Genomic DNA, 17,186 nt, shown 5'->3' with positions numbered 1-17,186 from the left:
GCTACAGGTCCAGCGCCAGGCTTTGCCGCCCCTCCAGCGCCAACAGGTACTGCTTGGCCGCCAGGCCGCCGGCAAACCCGGTCAGGCTGCCCGAGGCGCCGATCACGCGGTGGCATGGGGCGATGATCGAGATCGGGTTGCGGCCATTGGCAGCACCGACCGCACGCACCGCGGCAGGGTTGCCGATGTGCCGGGCAATGTCGCTGTAGCTGCGCGTTTCACCAAAGGGTATCTCCAGCAGCGCGGCCCATACCTGGCGCTGGAATTCGGTGCCGGCAAAATCCAGCGCCAGGTCGAAACGCTGGCGCTTGCCGGCAAAGTATTCACCGAGCTGGCGGGCGGTTTCCAGCAATACCGGGCACTGGTCGTCGCGGTGCAAGGCGCCGAGACGCACACGGTTTTCCCGCTCCGCCTCCCACAGTACGGCTGCCAGGCACTCGCCACGGGCCACCAGGGTCAAGGTGCCGACGGGAGATTGCATGAAGGTGAAGGCGCTGGACATGACGGGCTCCTGCCAGGGTGCGATCAGCTCACTGTACGCATCCACAGCCTTGCCTGCATCCGCTTTCTTGCTCAGGCAATCGCGCAGCCGGCGATGCGCCGTGCCTGCTCGAGATCGACCTTGGGGATCAGCTCGGCTGGAATGCGCGAAGTTGCCGACAGGTTGTAGACCTGGAAGTGTTCGTTGACCACCTCCCTGGCCATCAACGTCAGCGACGGCAGGATGCGGCTGTCCCAGTGCTGGTCCAGCCCGCACGGCGAACGCTGGCCCTGGCCGCTCTCATAGAAGCGGCCAGCGGTCTGGTCGAGGTCCACCCCGACCAGCAGCACCTTGTCGAAGCCCAGGTGATAGGCCAGTTGCAAGGCGACGTAGGCCACCGTGCGGGCATCGTAGAAGCCCTGGGCCAGGTCCTTGCTGAAGGCAATCGAGCGGGCACGCTTGCTCCACAGTGCGCGGCTGCACACGTAGCTGTCACCATGGCCGCGCAAACCGCCCAGCAGCCCCGGTGCGTCAGCCTTGTGCAAGGCATAGCACGCGGTGCTGGCTGGCACCTCGGCACCGGCATATTGCTCCGGCCACAGTGCCAGGCGTTCGCTGTCGCGCAGGGCAGTGGCGAACAAGGCCGGCTGCTGCTCGCGAAAGCTCTTGTCCGTGCACAGGTAGAAGAACGGCCTGATAGCGTGCTCGGCGGTCATGGCCACCGAGCCGTTCATGGCGATGATCGGCAGGTGGGCGAACTCGGCCAGCGGGAAGTGCCTGGCTGAAGCACCCGAGGCCAGAATCACGACAGGGCCCTGCTGGGTATTGCGACATGCCTCGAAGCTGCAGAACGCCCCGCGTTCAACGCCGGGCTGCGATGAAAATGTACTGATCAATGGCATCTCTGGAATGGACAGTGCAACCACACAACGGAAGCTGCGGCCCCTTTTACCCGACCACTTGACGTCGGTCAACCGCATGGCCGCCGCCTGATCGGGCCTCAGGCCCGCAGCCTGAGCCTGTCGCCAGTACGCCAGCGACAGGGTCGAGGCCCGCCATCACTCAGCTGAGCCCCTGGCGGATGCGCTTCTTGTCGATCTTGCCGACGCTGGTTTTGGGGATCTCCAGCACACAACGCAACTGCCGGGGTATTGCCCATTTGTTGAGCTGCCCCTGGTCGACAAACGGCTGCAAGTGCCCAGCCAGTGTCGGCTGATCAAACTGCATGCCCTCACGACACACCACCAATGCCAGCGGTTGCTCGCCCCACTGAGGGTCCGGGATGCCGATCACCGCCACCGAAGCGACAGACGGGTGCTGGCTGATGAGGTTTTCCAGGGCCACCGAACTGACCCATTCACCGCCGGTCTTGATCACATCCTTGATCCGGTCGCGAATACGTACCACCCCTGCCGCGTCGATGCAGGCCAGGTCACCGGTGTGCATCCAGCCGCCCAGCCACAAGGCGGCGCCCTGCTGCGGTTCGTGGAGGTAGCCCTGGGTCAGCCATGGCGCGCGCACCACGATTTCGCCCAGGCTTTCGCCGTCCTGTGGCACCTCCCTGCCCTCGCTGTCGACGATGCGCAGGTCGACCAGGGCAATCGGCACGCCGGCGTCGATACGCAGCGGCAGCTGTTGTGCCATGGGCAGTGCCAGCAGCTCGGCACTGAGGTGGGTGATGCTGAGCAGCGGGCAGCTTTCCGACATGCCGTAGCCACAGTGCACGCTGATGCCGCGCGCGCTGGCGCGCTGCGCCAGGCCCAAGGTCAGTGCGCTGCCGCCCAGCAGCATCTTCCAGCCGCTCAGGTCGGATCGTCGCCCTTCGTCGCTGTCCAGCATCATCTGCAGCACCGTGGGCACGCAATGAGAAAACGTCACGCCCTCGTCGCGGTACAGGCGCACCAGCCGGTTGGGCTCGTAACGCCCAGGGTAGACCTGCTTGATCCCCAGCGCCGTGGCCACATAGGGTATGCCCCAGGCATGCACGTGGAACATCGGCGTGATGGGCATGTACACATCGCCACTGCGCAGCAGCGGCAGCTCGCCGCAGGCCGCCAGGGTGCCCTGCTCGACCAGGGTATGCAGCACCAGTTGCCGGTGGCTGAAATACACCCCCTTGGGGTTGCCGGTGGTCCCGCTGGTATAGAACAGCGTGGCCAGCGAATGCTCGTCGAAATCGGCAAACTCGAACTGCGGCTTGGCAGCTGCCAACAACCCTTCGTACTCACCCAGCAGCGGTACGCCCTGCGCGTCGCGGTCACCGTCGCTGAGGCGGATGAAGCCCCGGACCGTCGGCAGGTCAGCGCGTAACTGCGCCATCAACGGCAGGAAGTCGTCGTGCACCAGTACCAGGCGGTCCTCGGCATGGTTCATGGTGTAGCGCACTTGCTCGCTGGACAGCCGTACGTTCACCGTATGCAATACCGCGCCCAGCATCGGCACGGCAAAGAAGCATTCCAGCGCACGGTGGCTGTCCCAGTCGAGCAAGGCCACGGTGTCGCCTGGCTTCACCCCGGCAGCGGTCAGCACATTGGCCAGCCGCCGGATGCGTTCGAGCAACGTGGTGTAGCTGTAGCGCAGCTTGTCGGCGTAGACGATTTCCTGGTTGGGCTGGTAGCGCACGCCCGACAGCAGCAGGCGCTTGACCAGCAGTGGGTAGGCATAGGCCTGCTCGGCCGCAGGCATGATACGGGTGGTGGCCGTGCTGATGCTGTTCATAGCTGGCCGGCCTCGAGCAGGTACAGGCTGTCGCTGCCGGCCCTGACACTGGCGCTCAGCGAATGGATGCGCGGCAGCAGCCGTGCAAAGTAGAAGCGAGCGGTGCCCAGCTTGCCCTGGTGCAACGGCTCGGGCGCCGGGTGGCCCTGGCATACCACTGCCATGCGTGCCCACAGGTAGGCGTAGAAGGTGTAGCCAAATACGTGCAGGTACTCCACCGCCGCCGCACCCAGCTCGCGCGGGTTGGCCTGGGCGCGGTCGAGCAACCAGGCGGTCAGCTCGTCGAGGTTGCGCAGCGCAGCCAGCAGCGGCGCGCCGAACTCGGCACAGGCTGCCGGCAACGCCTCGGCGAACGCGCCGATTTCGGCGGACACACTGCGATAGGCCTGGCCGCCATCGGCCAGCAGCTTGCGCCCCACCAGGTCGAGCGCCTGGATGCCGTTGGTGCCTTCGTAGATCTGGGTAATGCGACAGTCGCGGACCAATTGCTCCTGGCCCCATTCACGGATATAGCCATGGCCGCCCAGTACCTGCTGGCCGTGCACGGTGGTCTCCAGCGCCATGTCGGTGAGGAACGCCTTGGCCACCGGAGTGAGCAATGCCACCCTGGCCTCGGCACCGGCACGCGCGACAGGGTCTTCGCTGTACTTGGCCAGGTCCAGTTGCAGCGCCACATACGTGGAAAACGCCCTCCCACCTTCGTTCAGCGCTTTCATGGTCAGCAGCATGCGCCGCACGTCCGGGTGGACGACGATCGGGTCGGCACTTTGCCCCGGCGCTTCGGCGCCCGTCGGCGCGCGGCCCTGCAGGCGGTCGCGGGCGTAGGCGATGGCGCCCTGGTAGGACCGTTCGCCCAGGGCCAGGCCCTGGATACTCACACCCAGACGCTCGTAGTTCATCATGGTGAACATGGCATTGAGGCCCTTGTTCGGCTCGCCGATCAGGTAGCCGATGGCAGCGTCGAAGTTCATCACGCAGGTGGCCGAAGCCTTGATGCCCATCTTGTGCTCGATCGAACCGCAACTCAGCGTATTGGCCGCGCCCAGCGCACCGTCGGCATCGACCAGCACCTTGGGCACCAGGAACAGCGAGATGCCCTTCGGCCCGGCGGGCGCATCCGGCAACCGCGCCAGCACCAGGTGGATGATGTTCTCGGTCAGGTCCTGCTCACCGCCCGTGATGAAGATCTTGGTCCCGGTTATGCGGTAGCGGCCATCGGCGCCTGGTTCGGCACGGGTGCGGATCAGACCCAGGTCGGTACCGGCATGGGGCTCGGTGAGGCACATCGAACCCGCCCAGCGCCCTTGGTACATGGGCGGCAGGTACAGCGCCTTCAACGGCTCGCTGGCATGGTTGAGCAGCGCCAGGCAGGCCCCGGCCGTCAGCATCGGGTACAGGCCGAACGACAGGTTGGCGGCATTGAGCATTTCTTCGAGCTGGGCACCGATCACTTTCGGCATGCCCATGCCCCCGTACTCGGGGGCGCCCGCTACGCCGACCCAGCCATCGGCGGCGAAGGCCCGGTAGGCGTCGGCGAAGCCATCGGGGGTCCGTACCTGGCCGGCGTCCCAGCGGCAGCCTTGCTCGTCGCCACTGCGGTTGAGCGGCGCCACCACCTCGGCAATCAGGCGCCCGGCCTGTTCGAGCACGGCCCGGGCCGTGTCGCCATCGACCTGCTCGGCCAGGGCGGGGGTTTGCGCCCACCAGGCCGGGATGTCGAACACTTCGTTGAACAGAAAATCCATGTCGCGCAGTGGCGGAAAGTAATCAGACATGAGGCGAGCACTCGGTTGCTTGGGTTTGCGGAAGCGGCGTGGCCTGGGCCTCGGCAGGCACCGCAGCGGCCTGACCACGCAAGAGGAAATGCGATAACGCGGGGATCAGCACCAGCGCGCCAAGCATGTTCCACAGGAACATGAAGGTCAGCAGCAGGCCCATGTCGGCCTGGAACTTGATTGGCGACCAGGCCCAGCCAACCACCCCGGCGGCCAGGGTGATGCCGACCAGCCCCACCACCCGACCAGTGAAGGCCACGGCTTTCTGGTAGGCCTGGGCCAGGCTCAGCCCGGTGCGCTGGTAGTGCAGTTGCACGCTGAGCAGGTACAGCGCATAGTCCACGCCGATGCCCACGCCAAGGGCGATCACCGGTAAGGTGGCAACCTTGACGCCGATGCCCATGGCCACCATCAGCGCTTCGCACAGCACCGAGGTGAGCATCAGCGGCAGGATCGCGACCAACGTGGCGCGCCAGCTGCGGAAGGTGAACAGGCAGAACAGCGTGACCGCCAGGTATACCAGTAACAGCATGCGATGGTTGGCCTCGCGCACCACCACGTTGGTGGCGGCCTCGATGCCGGCGCTGCCGGCAGCCAGCAGGAACTGCTGTTCGGCGTTGCTGTTGGCCTGGGCAAAGCGCTCGGCCACGGCAGCCACCTGGGCCAGGGTGTCGGCACGGTGGTCCTTCAGGTAGGCAATGACCGGCATCAACGAGCAATCGTTGTTGAACAGCTCCGGGGCATTGACCGAGGCCTGCTGGGCGGCATAGTTGAGCACGTCCTGGTTGTGCTGCAGGCTGTTCAGGCGCGGGTTGCCTTCGTAGGTACCGGCGGTGATCTGGCGCACGGCGTTGGCCAGCGACACGGTGGTCTGCACGCCTGGCAATTGCTGCAGTTCCCAGGCCAGGCGGTCGGCCAGGACCAGCGTCTGGTATTGCAGGCAGCCTTCCGGGGCGGTCTTGACCATCACCGCGAAGGTGTCGCTGGACAGCGCGTAATGCTGGGTGATGTAGGCGTTGTCGAGGTTGTAGCGCGAGTCCGCGCGCAGCTCGGGTGCGCCACTGTCCAGGTCACCGATCTGCAGTTGCAGGCTGCCCCGGATGCCGAGTACCGCCAGCACCAGGGCGGCCAGCAAAGCGGCGCTGGCCCATTTGCGTTCGGTGAAACGGTCGAGCAGGTCCCAAAGCCGGCCGAAGCCTCGATGCCGCGCGGCACGGGCGTCGATAGCCAGCGCTCGCTCGGCAGCCTTGCGGCCGACCCCGACATACGACAGCGCCACCGGCATCAACAGCAACGAGGTGAAGATCAACACCGCCACACCAATGCTGGCGGTGATGGCCAGGTCCTGGATCACCGGGATATCGATCAGCATCAACACGGCAAAGCCCACCGCATCGGCCAGCAAAGCAGTAACCCCGGCAACGAACAGGCGGCGGAAGGTATAACGCGCAGCCACCTGGCGGTGGGTGCCACGGCCAATGTCCTGGAGAATGCCGTTCATCTTCTGCGCGGCGTGCGACACGCCGATGGCGAAGATCAGGAACGGCACCAGGATCGAATACGGGTCGATGGCATAGCCCAGCCAGGCAACGATGCCCAGCTGCCACACCACTGCTGTCAGCGAACACAGCACCACCAACAGGGTACTGCGCACGCAGCGGGTGTAGCAGTAGATGATCACCAGGCTGGTCAGCAGCGCCAGGGCGAAGAACGCCATCATCTGGATCAGCCCGTCGATCAGGTCGCCCACCAGCTTGGCGAAGCCGATCACATGGATACGGTACTGGCCGCTGGCCTGGTACTGGCTGCGCAACTGTTCGAGCTTTTCCGAGAAGGCGTGGTAGTCGAGGCCTTTGCCCGTGGCCGAATCCTGGTCGAGCAACGGCACGATCAGCATGCTCGACTTGAAATCACGCGCCACCAGGCTGCCGACGATGTTGGCGCGCTCGATATTCTGCCGCAGTTGTTCGATATCAGCTGCCGCCCCCTGGTAGCCGTCTGGCATCACCGGGCCGCCCTGGAAGCCCTCTTCGGTTACCTCGGTCCAGCGCACCGCCGGGCTCCACAGCGATTTCACCCAGGCCCGGTCCACGCCCTGGCTGAGGAACAGCTCGTCGTTTATGTGCCGCAGGGTCTGCAAGTAGCCGGGGTCGAAGATGTCGCCCTGGGTATTCTCCACCACTACCCGCACCGCGTTACCCAGGCCACGCAGCGATGAGCGGTTTTCCAGGTAGTTGTGGATATAGGGGTGGCCCTGCGGCAGCATCTTGTCGAAGCTGGGGCGCAGCTCCAGGCGGGTCAGGGCCATGTAGCCCAGCACCAGCGTGACCAACAGCATGCCCAGCACGAACGACAGGCGATGGTTGAACACCAGGCGCTCCAGCGCGTTGCCCGAGCGTGGGTCGAACGCATCGAGATCGCGGATTACCGGCAGGGTGTCTTGGCGGATAGCGGCCATCAGGGTCTTCTCTTGTTATGGGTGCAACGTGGGAATACCGGCCTGGGTGCGCACGCCGCGTTCGCCGACCAGCACCAGGCCGTGGCCGGCATCGCTGGCAAGCGCAGTCACCGGACCGCGCGCACTTTGCGCCAGCGGGCTGAAACGGGCGCCCTCATCCCGGCTGAGCAGCAGGTCGCCGGCCTGGCTGGCCAGCCACAGCTGCCCGTCACGGTCGATGCCGGCGGCGGTCAGGCTGGTGTGGATGCCGGTGTTTACCGGCTGCCATTGCTGGCCGCCGTCGGTGCTGCGGTAGGCGTGCCCACGCAGGCCATACACCAGCAGCCAGCCGGGCTTGCCCACCGCGCCGAACAACGTGCCGGTATAAGGTGTTGCGACACGAATGAAGCGCTCACCGTCGCGCTTGAGCAGCAGGCCTTGCTCGCCGGTGATGTACAGTTCATCACCGACGGCGGCCAGGCTGGTCAGGTGCAGGCCTTGCGGGTTGTCGCTGTGTTCCAGCCAGGGTTGCCAGTGCTCGCCGCCATCCGTGGTATGCAGCAGCAGGTTGAACAGGCCCACCGCATAGCCGTTGCCGGCATCACTGAACCACACATCGAGCAAGACGTTGTCGCTGCCCACTTCCGGCAGCCGCTCGGCCAGCGTCCGGCCATCCAGCTGTTTGTGCCAGTGCACACCGCCATCGCGGCTGTGCAGCACCACACCGTCATGGCCGACCGCCCAGCCCAGTTCGGCGTTGACGAAGCTCACGGCGTTCAGGTCGGCGCTGACCGGCACCTGGGCCTGCTGCCAGTGCGCGCCGTGGTCATCGGAATACACGATGTGCCCGCGCGGGCCCACCGCGACCAGGCGCTGCCCGGCCATGGCCACATCGCGCAAGGCGCTGCTGGCGGCCAGCGTGGTGGGCATCGCCGGCAGGTCCAGCACATCGGTGAAGGGCGCCGCCTGCACCGCGCCCTGCAGCGTGGCCAGAGCCAGTAACACCACGCTGCATCGTTTGAACACAGACATTGCCACCTCTGCTCGGTAGGTTCAGCGAATGCCGTTGCCGGCCAGCGATTCGGGTGACCACTGGGTTTTCGACAATGGCTCGATGTAGCGGATGCCGCCATAGGCCCCCACCACACCGTTGAGGTTGTAGGTGCCGCCGATCAGGTCGTAGATCATGAACGGCGTGGCATCCGGGGTCTGCTTGTCGTAGCTCTGGGTGAGGAAGGCGAACGAACCGCGGTACAGCTGGCCACGGGCGTCGTACTGGTCCGAAGCCAGGGCGATCCAGCTGTCTTCGTCAAGGTAGAAGCGGCGTTTGTGGTAGATGTGGCGTGCGCCGTCCTTGAGCTTGCCTTCCACCACCCATACCCGGTGCTTCTCCCAACGCACGAACTGCGGCGCCAGGTGGTTGGGCGTGATCACCTGCTTGACGTCGGTGTTGTAGGTCAGCTGGTAGGTGTTGTATGGCACGTACATTTCCTGCTTGCCGACCAGGGTCCAGTCGTAGCGGTCCAGCGCACCGTTGAAGACGAACACGTCATCGTAGGTACCCGAGCCAGAGGTACCCGGGTTGGGCGTGTCATAGGCCAGGTTCGGTGCCAGCTTTACCCGGCGCTGGCCAGGCAGGTACTGCCAGGCGCTGCGTGGCTGCACCAGCGGGTTGGCGGCATCGCGCAGCATCATCGCTTCGCCGGCGCGGCGTGCGGGCCCGGTGTACACCAGCTTCATCTGGTAATAGGTGTCCTTGGCGCCGATCGGCTTGGCCATGTCCTCGTAGATCGGGTAGCTGATGTTGGCCTGGCCGGTAGTGGAGAGTGATGGCTTGCCGGCGGCATCGACGTTCCACGAGTCGTACTTGGCGGTCATGCTCACGCCCTGGTAGCGCAGCAGGAAGTTCCACATGGCCTCGGCGCCGTTCTGCGGAATGGGGAACGGAATGCCCGGCAGCACGTTGTCCACCGCCGTGCCGCCCTCCTTGCTGTTGGCGGCAGTGGCGTTCTTGCGGGTGTTGTCCAGTACCGCTTGCGGCAGCGCCACGCTACGGTGGGTCGGGTACACATCGACGCGGTAGCTGGGGTAGCGCTTTAGCAGTTCCAGAGTGGTGGCGGTCAGCTGGCCCTTGTACTGCTCGGCGTTCTTGCCGTCGATGACCAGCAGCGGCTTGTCGCTGGCGAACGGATCGGGGCGCATGCTGGCGCCGTTCTGGTAGCTGGCTGGCGGCGTCAGCAGGCCGCCCTGGTAGGCCGGGATGGAGCCATCGGCATTGCCGGCCTTCTCCGCGCCAACGGCGGTCAGGCTGGTATCCAGGCGCGCGGCCTGGTCATTGGAAACAGCGGCCTGGGCAGCGTTCAGCGCAGCCAAGGACAGGCACGAGGCCAGCAGGGTACGTACGAAGTTCATGATGGTTGTGTTCCTGTGCAGGCTCTGGGAAAGAGGACTCAGAAGGTGGTCTTGACGGTCAGGTACAGGGCGCCACGGTCCTCGGTGGTGGCACCACTACCGGACAAGGAGGCATAGCCACCGCCGTAGCAGGTGTAATCCTGTTCGCCGTCGAGGGCGTTGGGGGTGCTGCCATCGGTCTGGCCATCCTTGCAGGCCTTGGTCTCACCGAAGCTGTCGACGTACTTGAGGTCGACGAAGTACTGGTTGTAGATCGCGGCGCTGACGCCCACCGCGTAGTTGCCGGTGTTCTCGGCGCCGCCGCCTTGCACCGGCGACACGCCGTCGAAACCGACGTTGACCGACAGCGGCATGCTCAGGTCCATGCCCGGCAGCACCTGGTACCAGGTGGGGGTGAAGTTGACGGCGATGCCCCAGTTGTCGCGGGTGGCCTTGTCGATGCCGCGGTAGCTGCCCTTGCCCTTGTACAAGGCCGCGTTGTGGCTATCGAGCTTGAGCAGGTTGCTGTAGAACAGCTCGCCAAGCAGGGTTGCCGAGTCGAACAGCGGCGTGTCACCCAGGGTCATCAGGCCGTTCAAGGTCCAGTGCAGGGTGTCACCGGTGGCGCCCATGCCGTCACCGTCGCTGGGCACGTCGTAGATCACCCCGCTGCTGGGCAGGCGGGCCGGCAGCAGGCCGAAGCCGCCCCCCAGGCCGCCGCGGCCAGGCGCGCTGACGATGGCCGGGATGCTTGCCAGGGGCATGTTGTGGCGGATATTCAGGTCGCTACCGACGCTGATGCCGGCCACATCCTTGGACAGGCTCAGGCCGTAGATGTCGATGTTGTCGGCGTAGGCGAACTGGTACGTGGTGCCCTGCAACGAGTTGTACAGGTTGCCGACCGCGCCCTGACGGCTGCCCGGCGGGTTGCCGAACGGGCCGTTGGCGACAGTCATGCCGCGTGCATCGAGCCACGCCTGCGGCAGTATTTCGGAAGTCTTGCGGTAGTAGAAGCCGAGGGTGCCGCCCAGCCACTCGGGCGACCATTTGGCCATGATGCCCCAGTCGCCGCTCTTGCCAGGCTGCAGGTCGTGGCCACGGCGGATGCTGGTCAGCGCGCCACGCACCGGTATCAGCCCCGGGGTGCCGGTGTGGCCGAGCAGGAAGCTCTGCGCGCCCTCACCTACCACATCCGAACCGCCATAGTAGGTGCCGGCCTCGGGCAGACGGGCGGCGTCCCAGTCGAAGAAGTACTGGGCGCCCAGGGTCAGTTCGGAGTTGACCAGGAACGAGGTCGACAGCTGGTTGCGCGGCACGAACAGCTCCTTGGCCTCGGTGCCCGGCGAGGCGGCCAGCTTGGCCAGGTCGAGGCCCGACTGGCCGTAGCTCAACGAGTGCACCGGGTTGAGCAGGGTTTCACCCCAGAACAGGTTGTGCTGGCCGAGCTTGGCGCTGACCTGCGAGGCCTCGCCGACTTCACGGCTGAAGAACACGAAGGCATCCAGCACTTCACCTGAAGGCCCGCTGTAGTAACGCTGGGCGTAATTGCTCAGGTGCGGGCTACCCAGCGGCACACCGGTGCCGGGCAGGCCATTGAGGCTGGGATTGATGCCGGACTGGTCACCGTTGCCGTTGACGAAAGGGTTGCTATTGGAACCGGTGTTGTCATAGGCCTTGTCGTACCAGCTGGCGGTGCTGACCCGGAAACCGGTATTGCCCTGGTAAACCACATCCAGTTCGGTCAGCAGGTCGACACGGTTGGTGATGTTGGTGCCGGCCTTGCGGAAGTTGTAGTCACCGTCGTTGCTGTTGGGCGTGCCCAACAGGTGCTGGTCGGCGCTTTCGGTGCGCACGCCGTAGTTGTACTTGACGGTGTTGTCGAAGCGTACGGCCCAGCTTTCATTGCCGGTGTCGACTTCCAATGCTTGGGCGGCGGGTAGCGCGAGCAGGCTGACGGCGCAAGCGAGCAGGCAGCGCTGTGGCTTCACTGCACGGTGAATGCGGGTTACTGGCATTACGATGGCTCCACGTATTGTTATTGTTTTTACGCCACCCGTCTTTTTGCGGGCGTGGCTGGGGCGTCCATGCGCTATTGCAGGTTCGGGTTATCCAGGCGGCGGACCAGGGCTTCGGCCAGCGGCCAATGGCCGAAACCGGACGCTGGGTTGAGGTGGCCAACGGCCCCCAGGTTGATCAGTTCACTGCCCCAACGACGGGCCAGGTCGCCAGCCGCGGCGTAGCTGGCCAGGTGGTCATTGCTGCTAGCAGCGACAATGCTCGGGAATGGCAATGGCGCGTCCGGCACCGGCGCCCAGCCATGCTCAGCCAGGCTGGCCGGGCTTGGGTAGTGGGCTGGCCATGGCGCGTTCAGGTCCGGTGGTGCCGCCAGCAACGCACCCTTGACTGGCCGCTGGTAGCGCGCCGCCCAGTGGGCGACCATCAATACCCCGGCGCTGTGCGCCACCAACAGCACCTCGCCGTCGATCTGCTCCAGCTCACGCTGGATCGCTTCGACCCGGGCCATGCAGCTCAGGCCGTCAACCTGCAGCGGCGGGACGCTGCGAACCTTGGCCAGGCGGTTGGCGAGCAAGGTCTGCCAGTGCTCGGCGACATGCTCGCGCAAGCCAGGGACAATCAACACGGTGGCAGTGGTTTGCAGTTTTTCCACGGTGAACCTCGTCTCGGGATGCAGCTCTTGAGATTCACAGTAAACAGCGCGCTCTCGGGGTGCTTCACATTGGGCGTCAGAGCCTTTTCATTTGATGACAACGGGCCCCAAGGGCTTTGCTTTTCAATTCATGACACGCAGTCTATAAGACACAGAACGCATGTCGGCATACCAATATGGAAAACAACAAGAATGCCTGCCCTCGTCCGTGCCGCCAGTTTGACCAACTACCTCGAAGTGTCCCGCCACCTGGGCCTGAACCCGCAGGCATTGCTGGCGCAGGTAGGCCTGAGTGCCGCGTTGCTCGATGACCCCAACCGGCGTATCCCGGTTGCCAGTGTCATTGCCTTGCTGGAAGCCTCGGCCAGCGCCAGCCACTGCGAAAGCTTCGGCCTGCGCATGGCCGAATTGCGGCAATTGTCGGATTTTGGCGAAATCAGCCTGCTGCTCAGCCACCAGCGCAGCCTGCGCGATGCATTGCAGGTGATCGTGCAATACCGACACCTGCTCAATGACGCCCTGGCCATTCATATCGAGGAAGCCGGCAAGACCGTGATCATTCGCGAAGAGGTAATCAACGAGCGCGCGCCCTGCAGCCGCCAGGCCACCGAGCTGGCCATCGGCGTGATGATGCGCCTGTGCGCGGCCTTGCTAGGCGCCCACTGGCACCCGATCAGCGCCAACTTCACCCATGCGGCCCCGGCCGACCTGGCGACCCACCGGCGCATTTTCGGCTGCACCCTGGTGTTCGGCAGCGAGTTCAACGGCATTGTCTGCCCCGCCGCCGATCTCGACAGCGCCAGCCCCCAGGCCAACGAAGCCATGGCTCGCCTGGCGCAGCGTTACCTGGACAGCCTGCCGGTGGGCGGCACCCCGTCGCTGGAGCTGGAGCTGCGCAAGACCATCTACCTGCTGTTGCCCATGGGCCGCGCCACCATTGAACAGGTGGCGCAGACGCAGGGCATGAACGTGCGTACCCTGCAGCGGCGTCTCGAGGAAAACGGGTTGACCTTCAAGGACCTGATCAACAGCGTGCGCCGCGACCTGGTGATGCGTTACCTGGAAAACCCCGGCTATTCGCTGGGGCGCATTGCCGACATGCTCGGTTATTCCATGCCCAGCTCATTCACTCGCTGGTTCATCGCCCAGTTCGGCATGCCACCGGCCAGCTGGCGGGCCCGGCACGATGAAGTGTAGGAGCGGATTCATCCGCGCAGCAGGCGACGCGGTGGATGGCACCGGCTTTGCCGGTGATCGCTGCTGCAGCCGCTCCTACCAGTGAATGCGTCAGGCGGAAGGTTGCAGCCCCACGTGCATCAGCGCCAGCACCAACAGCACCAGAAACACGCTCTCCCCGACCATCAGTGCAATGGGTTTGAAGCCGACCGAGGCCAGCGCCTTGAGCTGGGTCTTCATACCCAGGGCACTGATCGCCACCACCAGGCAGCCACGCGATAGCTCATTGATGCCGCCCTGCACCGCCGCTGGCACCCACCCTGTGCTGTTGACGCAGGCCAGAAGCAGGAAGCCGACCGCAAACCAGGGCAGCAAGGGTGGCCGCTGACCACCTGCTTCAAGGCCCTGGTGGCGGGTAATCATGGCCGCGCAGACAATGACCGGCAACAGCATCGCCACCCGCATCAGCTTGACCACTGTGGCAATGTCGCCGGTCTCGGTAGACAGGCTGTAGCCCGCCCCCACCACCTGCGCCACATCGTGGATCGTCGCGCCAAGGAAGACCCCGGCCTGCCCGGGGGACAAGTGCAGCCACTGGGCAATCATCGGGTACAGGATCATCGCCAGGGTCGACAGCGCTGAAACGCCGATCACGGTGAACAGCGTCGCATGCTCCTTGCGCGGGTGCTGGGGCAAGGCGGCGGCCAGCGCCAGCGCCGCCGAGGCGCCACAAATGGCCGTCGCACCGCCGGTAAGCAGGCCGAACAGCCGTGAAAAGCCCAGCGCCTTGGCCACCACTACCGCGGCCAGGATCGTTACCACCACCAAACTAACCACCAGGGCCACCGGTTTCCAGCCCAGGCTGGCGATCTGGTCCAGGGTGATGCGCATGCCGAGCAAGGCCACACCCAGGCGCAGTACCGTGCGGGCGGTAAATTCGATGCCGGCCTTGCAGGGACCATCGACCGCCAGAAAGTTCAGTGCCATCCCCAGTAACAGGGCAAACAGCATGACCGGCGCTGCATAGTGTTCGCTGAGAAAACTGGCCGCGGCACCGACGATCAGGCTGACCACCACCCCGGGGGCAAGCGTGCGGATACGTTGCTGGGTAGCACTCAGTGCCAGAGTAATCATCGCCCAGCCTCCTCGTTGTCGAACACGATGTAGACTTGCCCGCCCTGCTGCTCGACCGGGTAGCTGGTGACCTTCAGCGCCCTGGAATTGACCAGGTAGCCGCTGGCCAGGTCAAACCGCAAGCCATGCGCGCAGCACTGGATGACCCGGCCTTCGAGCCGCCCACCGCACAACGACGCGCCCTGGTGCGGGCAACTGTCATCGATGGCATAGAGCGCGTCGGCAACGTTGAACAGCGCCACGCTGCGGCCTTCACAGGTCAGCAGTACACGACCGTTACGTTGCGGTACCTGGCCGGGACCTACTGCAATACGCCGGCTCATGCCCGTTCGACCTGTTGCAACGCGTCTGTCATGGCGGCGAACAGCACCTCGGCAGGCTGGGCGCCAGCAATCAGCGGCTCCTGGTTGACGCGAAAACGCGGCACGCTGCTGCCTGCGCGCCCTGCCCCATCAAGGAACGGACTGCCATCGTCACGCAGGCAACCGGCTACCTGCGCCGCTTCCAGCCCGCAACGCTGGGCGATGTCGAGCAGGACGCGGCTATCCCCCAGGTCGCGGCCCTGGTGGAAATAGGCAATGAACAATTGCGCCAGCAACGCTTCCTGTCGCGCTGCGTCCAGCAACCCGGCGGCCCGTTGCAGTAGCCGGTGGGCATTGCCGGTATTGGGCATGCGACGAATACGCGAGAAGTCGATGTCCTCGCCGACCACGCAGGCGGCAGCACGCACCTGGGCCTGGCGCTCGCGTACCGCCTCCTCGCTGCCCAGGCGCTGCAGGTAGAACGCATGGAACGGCAGGCCACTGGCTGGCAAGCCAGGCAACAACTGCACCCCGCGCCATTGCAAGTGCACGCGCACCTGTGGCCGTTCGCGCTGCAACAGCAACAGCGCAGCCTGCAGGTGCCGCTGGCCAATCAGACACCACGGACACACAAAATCGAAGAACACTTCGACGGATAACAATAGCTTCACGGTTTCAACTCCCGGGGTGCGTCAGCCATGTGATGGGCCGGCGCATGCAGACGCTCCATGTCAGGTTGGTAATGCCGTTTGGCAAGGAAGAACACCAGTGCCGCGCCGAGGCTCATCAACGGCACCAGCTGGAAGGCGGCCTGCAGGCCGATCAGGTCGGAAACGCGCCCGGTGATCAGTGGCCCGGTGGCCAGGCCCAGCAGGTTGTTGGCCAGGGTCAGGGTGGCAAACGCGGTGCCGTGCACCGCGGCGTGGGTGAGGTTGGCGACCATGGCACTGGATGGGCCGTTGGTGCCGGCGGCAATCATCATGCCCAGGCCGATCAGTATCAGTTGCGCGGTACCTGCTGGTAGCGCAAAAGCAAGCGACAGCAACGCGCAACTGCCCAGGCAATAGGCAATGGCCAGGCTGATCTTGCGATCAGGGTGCTGCCGCCCGAGGCGGTCACAGAGCATGGCGCAGAGGATCATGCCGATGCCGCTGCACAGCACGATGATTGCGGCAATCGCCCCGGCGCGGTCAGTGCCCATGGCGTAATAGCGGTTCAGGTAGCTGGGCATCCACACGATCACGGTGCCACCGACAAACAGCTGCAGGCCACTGCCGACATAGGCGGCGATCACCGAACGGCTGTTGTACAGACTGCGCAGCGGTCGGCCGGCGTTGCCCTGCAACTGCTGCGCGCACTTCGGCGCTATGCGCGCCTCCTTGACGATCAGCGGGTACAGCATCGCCAGCACCAGACCGAACAAGGCCATGCCGGCGAAGGCCCAGCGCCAACCCAGGTGCTGGGCCAACACGCCGCCCAACGCCATGCCCAGGACCGAGCCGAACATGCCACCGGCCATGAACGCACCGGCCAGGGTCGAGCGCATGTCACGGGGGAACACGGCAACCACCACGGCGATGCCGACACTGCCATAAGCGGCCTCGCCCACCCCGACCAGAAAGCGTGCGATGAACATTTGCGGGTAGTCCTGTGCCAAGCCGCAGCCGAGGGTGGCCAGGCTCCACAGTACCGCCATCAGCACCAGGCTGCGCACCCGGCCGAAACGGTCGGCCAGCAGCGACAGCGGGAAGGTCAGCAGGCCGACCATCAGCGCGACGATACCGCTGAGCAGGCCGAGCTGGCTGTCGCTCAATGCCCATTCGCCCTTGAGCAGCGGGAACACCGCGTTGAGCACCTGGCGTGACATGTAGTCGGAGATCAGCAGGCCGAAGGTCAGGGCGAACACCACCCAGGCATAGCGCCGAGGGACGCTGTGGGCGGTGTCGGTGCCGGAATCTTCGGCACTGGCGAGGTAGGTGGCCATGTTGCCTCCTTGGGTGCGGGGCGTGAGGTTGTTCTTGTTGTTATGGACTACAGCCAACATTCATGTTGCTTTTGCGGGCCTCTTCGCGGGCTCGCCCGCTCCCACAGGGACTGCGTCGAC

General features: G+C 65.1%; 14 protein-coding genes. 1 reads left to right on the top strand and 13 read right to left on the bottom strand.

Annotated features, from left to right (window positions below; translation table 11 throughout):
* Window position 1: 1 nt before the first annotated feature.
* From HU763_RS11925 to HU763_RS11885, 9 genes are all read right to left on the bottom strand, one after another.
* Entirely contained in the window at window positions 2–502 is a 501-nt protein-coding gene (locus tag HU763_RS11925; RefSeq protein ID WP_186685035.1) for a methylated-DNA--[protein]-cysteine S-methyltransferase, read from the bottom strand.
* A 71-nt stretch (window positions 503–573) separates the two neighbouring features.
* On the bottom strand, window positions 574–1,374 hold the full coding sequence (locus tag HU763_RS11920; RefSeq protein WP_186685075.1) for a lipopolysaccharide biosynthesis protein: 801 nt from the start codon (window positions 1,372–1,374) through the stop codon (window positions 574–576).
* A 169-nt stretch (window positions 1,375–1,543) separates the two neighbouring features.
* On the bottom strand, window positions 1,544–3,199 hold the full coding sequence (locus tag HU763_RS11915) for a fatty acid--CoA ligase (RefSeq protein WP_186685033.1): 1,656 nt from the start codon (window positions 3,197–3,199) through the stop codon (window positions 1,544–1,546).
* Window positions 3,196–4,974 (bottom strand): acyl-CoA dehydrogenase C-terminal domain-containing protein, encoded by a 1,779-nt coding sequence (locus HU763_RS11910; RefSeq protein ID WP_186685031.1) that lies wholly within the window; start codon window positions 4,972–4,974, stop codon window positions 3,196–3,198. Before HU763_RS11910 ends, HU763_RS11915 begins: the two co-directional genes overlap by 4 nt.
* Complete coding sequence (locus tag HU763_RS11905) at window positions 4,967–7,432, bottom strand: efflux RND transporter permease subunit (protein WP_186685029.1); 2,466 nt, start codon at window positions 7,430–7,432, stop codon at window positions 4,967–4,969. The genes HU763_RS11910 and HU763_RS11905 overlap by 8 nt, the downstream gene beginning before the upstream one ends.
* Before the next feature lie 15 nt (window positions 7,433–7,447).
* Window positions 7,448–8,443 (bottom strand): WD40/YVTN/BNR-like repeat-containing protein, encoded by a 996-nt coding sequence (locus HU763_RS11900; protein WP_186685027.1) that lies wholly within the window; start codon window positions 8,441–8,443, stop codon window positions 7,448–7,450.
* A gap of 21 nt (window positions 8,444–8,464) precedes the next feature.
* Entirely contained in the window at window positions 8,465–9,823 is a 1,359-nt protein-coding gene (locus HU763_RS11895; RefSeq protein WP_186685025.1) for a DUF1329 domain-containing protein, read from the bottom strand.
* A 38-nt stretch (window positions 9,824–9,861) separates the two neighbouring features.
* Entirely contained in the window at window positions 9,862–11,817 is a 1,956-nt protein-coding gene (locus HU763_RS11890; RefSeq protein WP_186685023.1) for a DUF1302 domain-containing protein, read from the bottom strand.
* Between the two features lie 74 nt (window positions 11,818–11,891).
* Window positions 11,892–12,470 carry an RBBP9/YdeN family alpha/beta hydrolase gene (locus HU763_RS11885; protein WP_186685022.1) on the bottom strand — a complete coding sequence of 193 codons (579 nt, stop codon included), beginning with the start codon at window positions 12,468–12,470 and terminating at the stop codon, window positions 11,892–11,894.
* A gap of 192 nt (window positions 12,471–12,662) precedes the next feature.
* On the opposite strand from HU763_RS11885, the gene HU763_RS11880 reads away from it, so the two are divergent.
* Complete coding sequence (locus tag HU763_RS11880) at window positions 12,663–13,667, top strand: AraC family transcriptional regulator (protein ID WP_186685019.1); 1,005 nt, start codon at window positions 12,663–12,665, stop codon at window positions 13,665–13,667.
* A gap of 90 nt (window positions 13,668–13,757) precedes the next feature.
* On the opposite strand, the gene HU763_RS11875 is transcribed toward HU763_RS11880, so the two are convergent.
* Genes HU763_RS11875 through HU763_RS11860 form a run of 4 tightly spaced genes read right to left on the bottom strand, consistent with a single transcriptional unit; the run spans window position 13,758 to window position 17,066 of the window.
* The gene (locus HU763_RS11875) at window positions 13,758–14,780 is read right to left on the bottom strand and encodes a YeiH family protein (RefSeq protein WP_186685017.1); all 1,023 of its coding nucleotides are present in this window, start codon (window positions 14,778–14,780) and stop codon (window positions 13,758–13,760) included.
* A complete protein-coding gene (locus HU763_RS11870; protein ID WP_186685015.1) occupies window positions 14,777–15,103 on the bottom strand; it encodes a Rieske (2Fe-2S) protein in 327 nt (108 codons plus the stop codon). The genes HU763_RS11875 and HU763_RS11870 overlap by 4 nt, the downstream gene beginning before the upstream one ends.
* Window positions 15,100–15,753, bottom strand: a complete 654-nt coding sequence (locus HU763_RS11865) for a DsbA family oxidoreductase (RefSeq protein WP_186685013.1) — start codon at window positions 15,751–15,753, stop codon at window positions 15,100–15,102. The genes HU763_RS11870 and HU763_RS11865 overlap by 4 nt, the downstream gene beginning before the upstream one ends.
* Complete coding sequence (locus HU763_RS11860) at window positions 15,750–17,066, bottom strand: MFS transporter (RefSeq protein WP_186685011.1); 1,317 nt, start codon at window positions 17,064–17,066, stop codon at window positions 15,750–15,752. Before HU763_RS11860 ends, HU763_RS11865 begins: the two co-directional genes overlap by 4 nt.
* Window positions 17,067–17,186: the final 120 nt, after the last annotated feature.

The sequence above is a fragment of the Pseudomonas anuradhapurensis genome, assembly GCF_014269225.2.
Taxonomy (GTDB): Bacteria; Pseudomonadota; Gammaproteobacteria; order Pseudomonadales; family Pseudomonadaceae; genus Aquipseudomonas; species Aquipseudomonas anuradhapurensis.
Note: the sequence above shows the minus strand (reverse complement) of the source record. Positions and strands in the feature narration are given on the sequence as shown.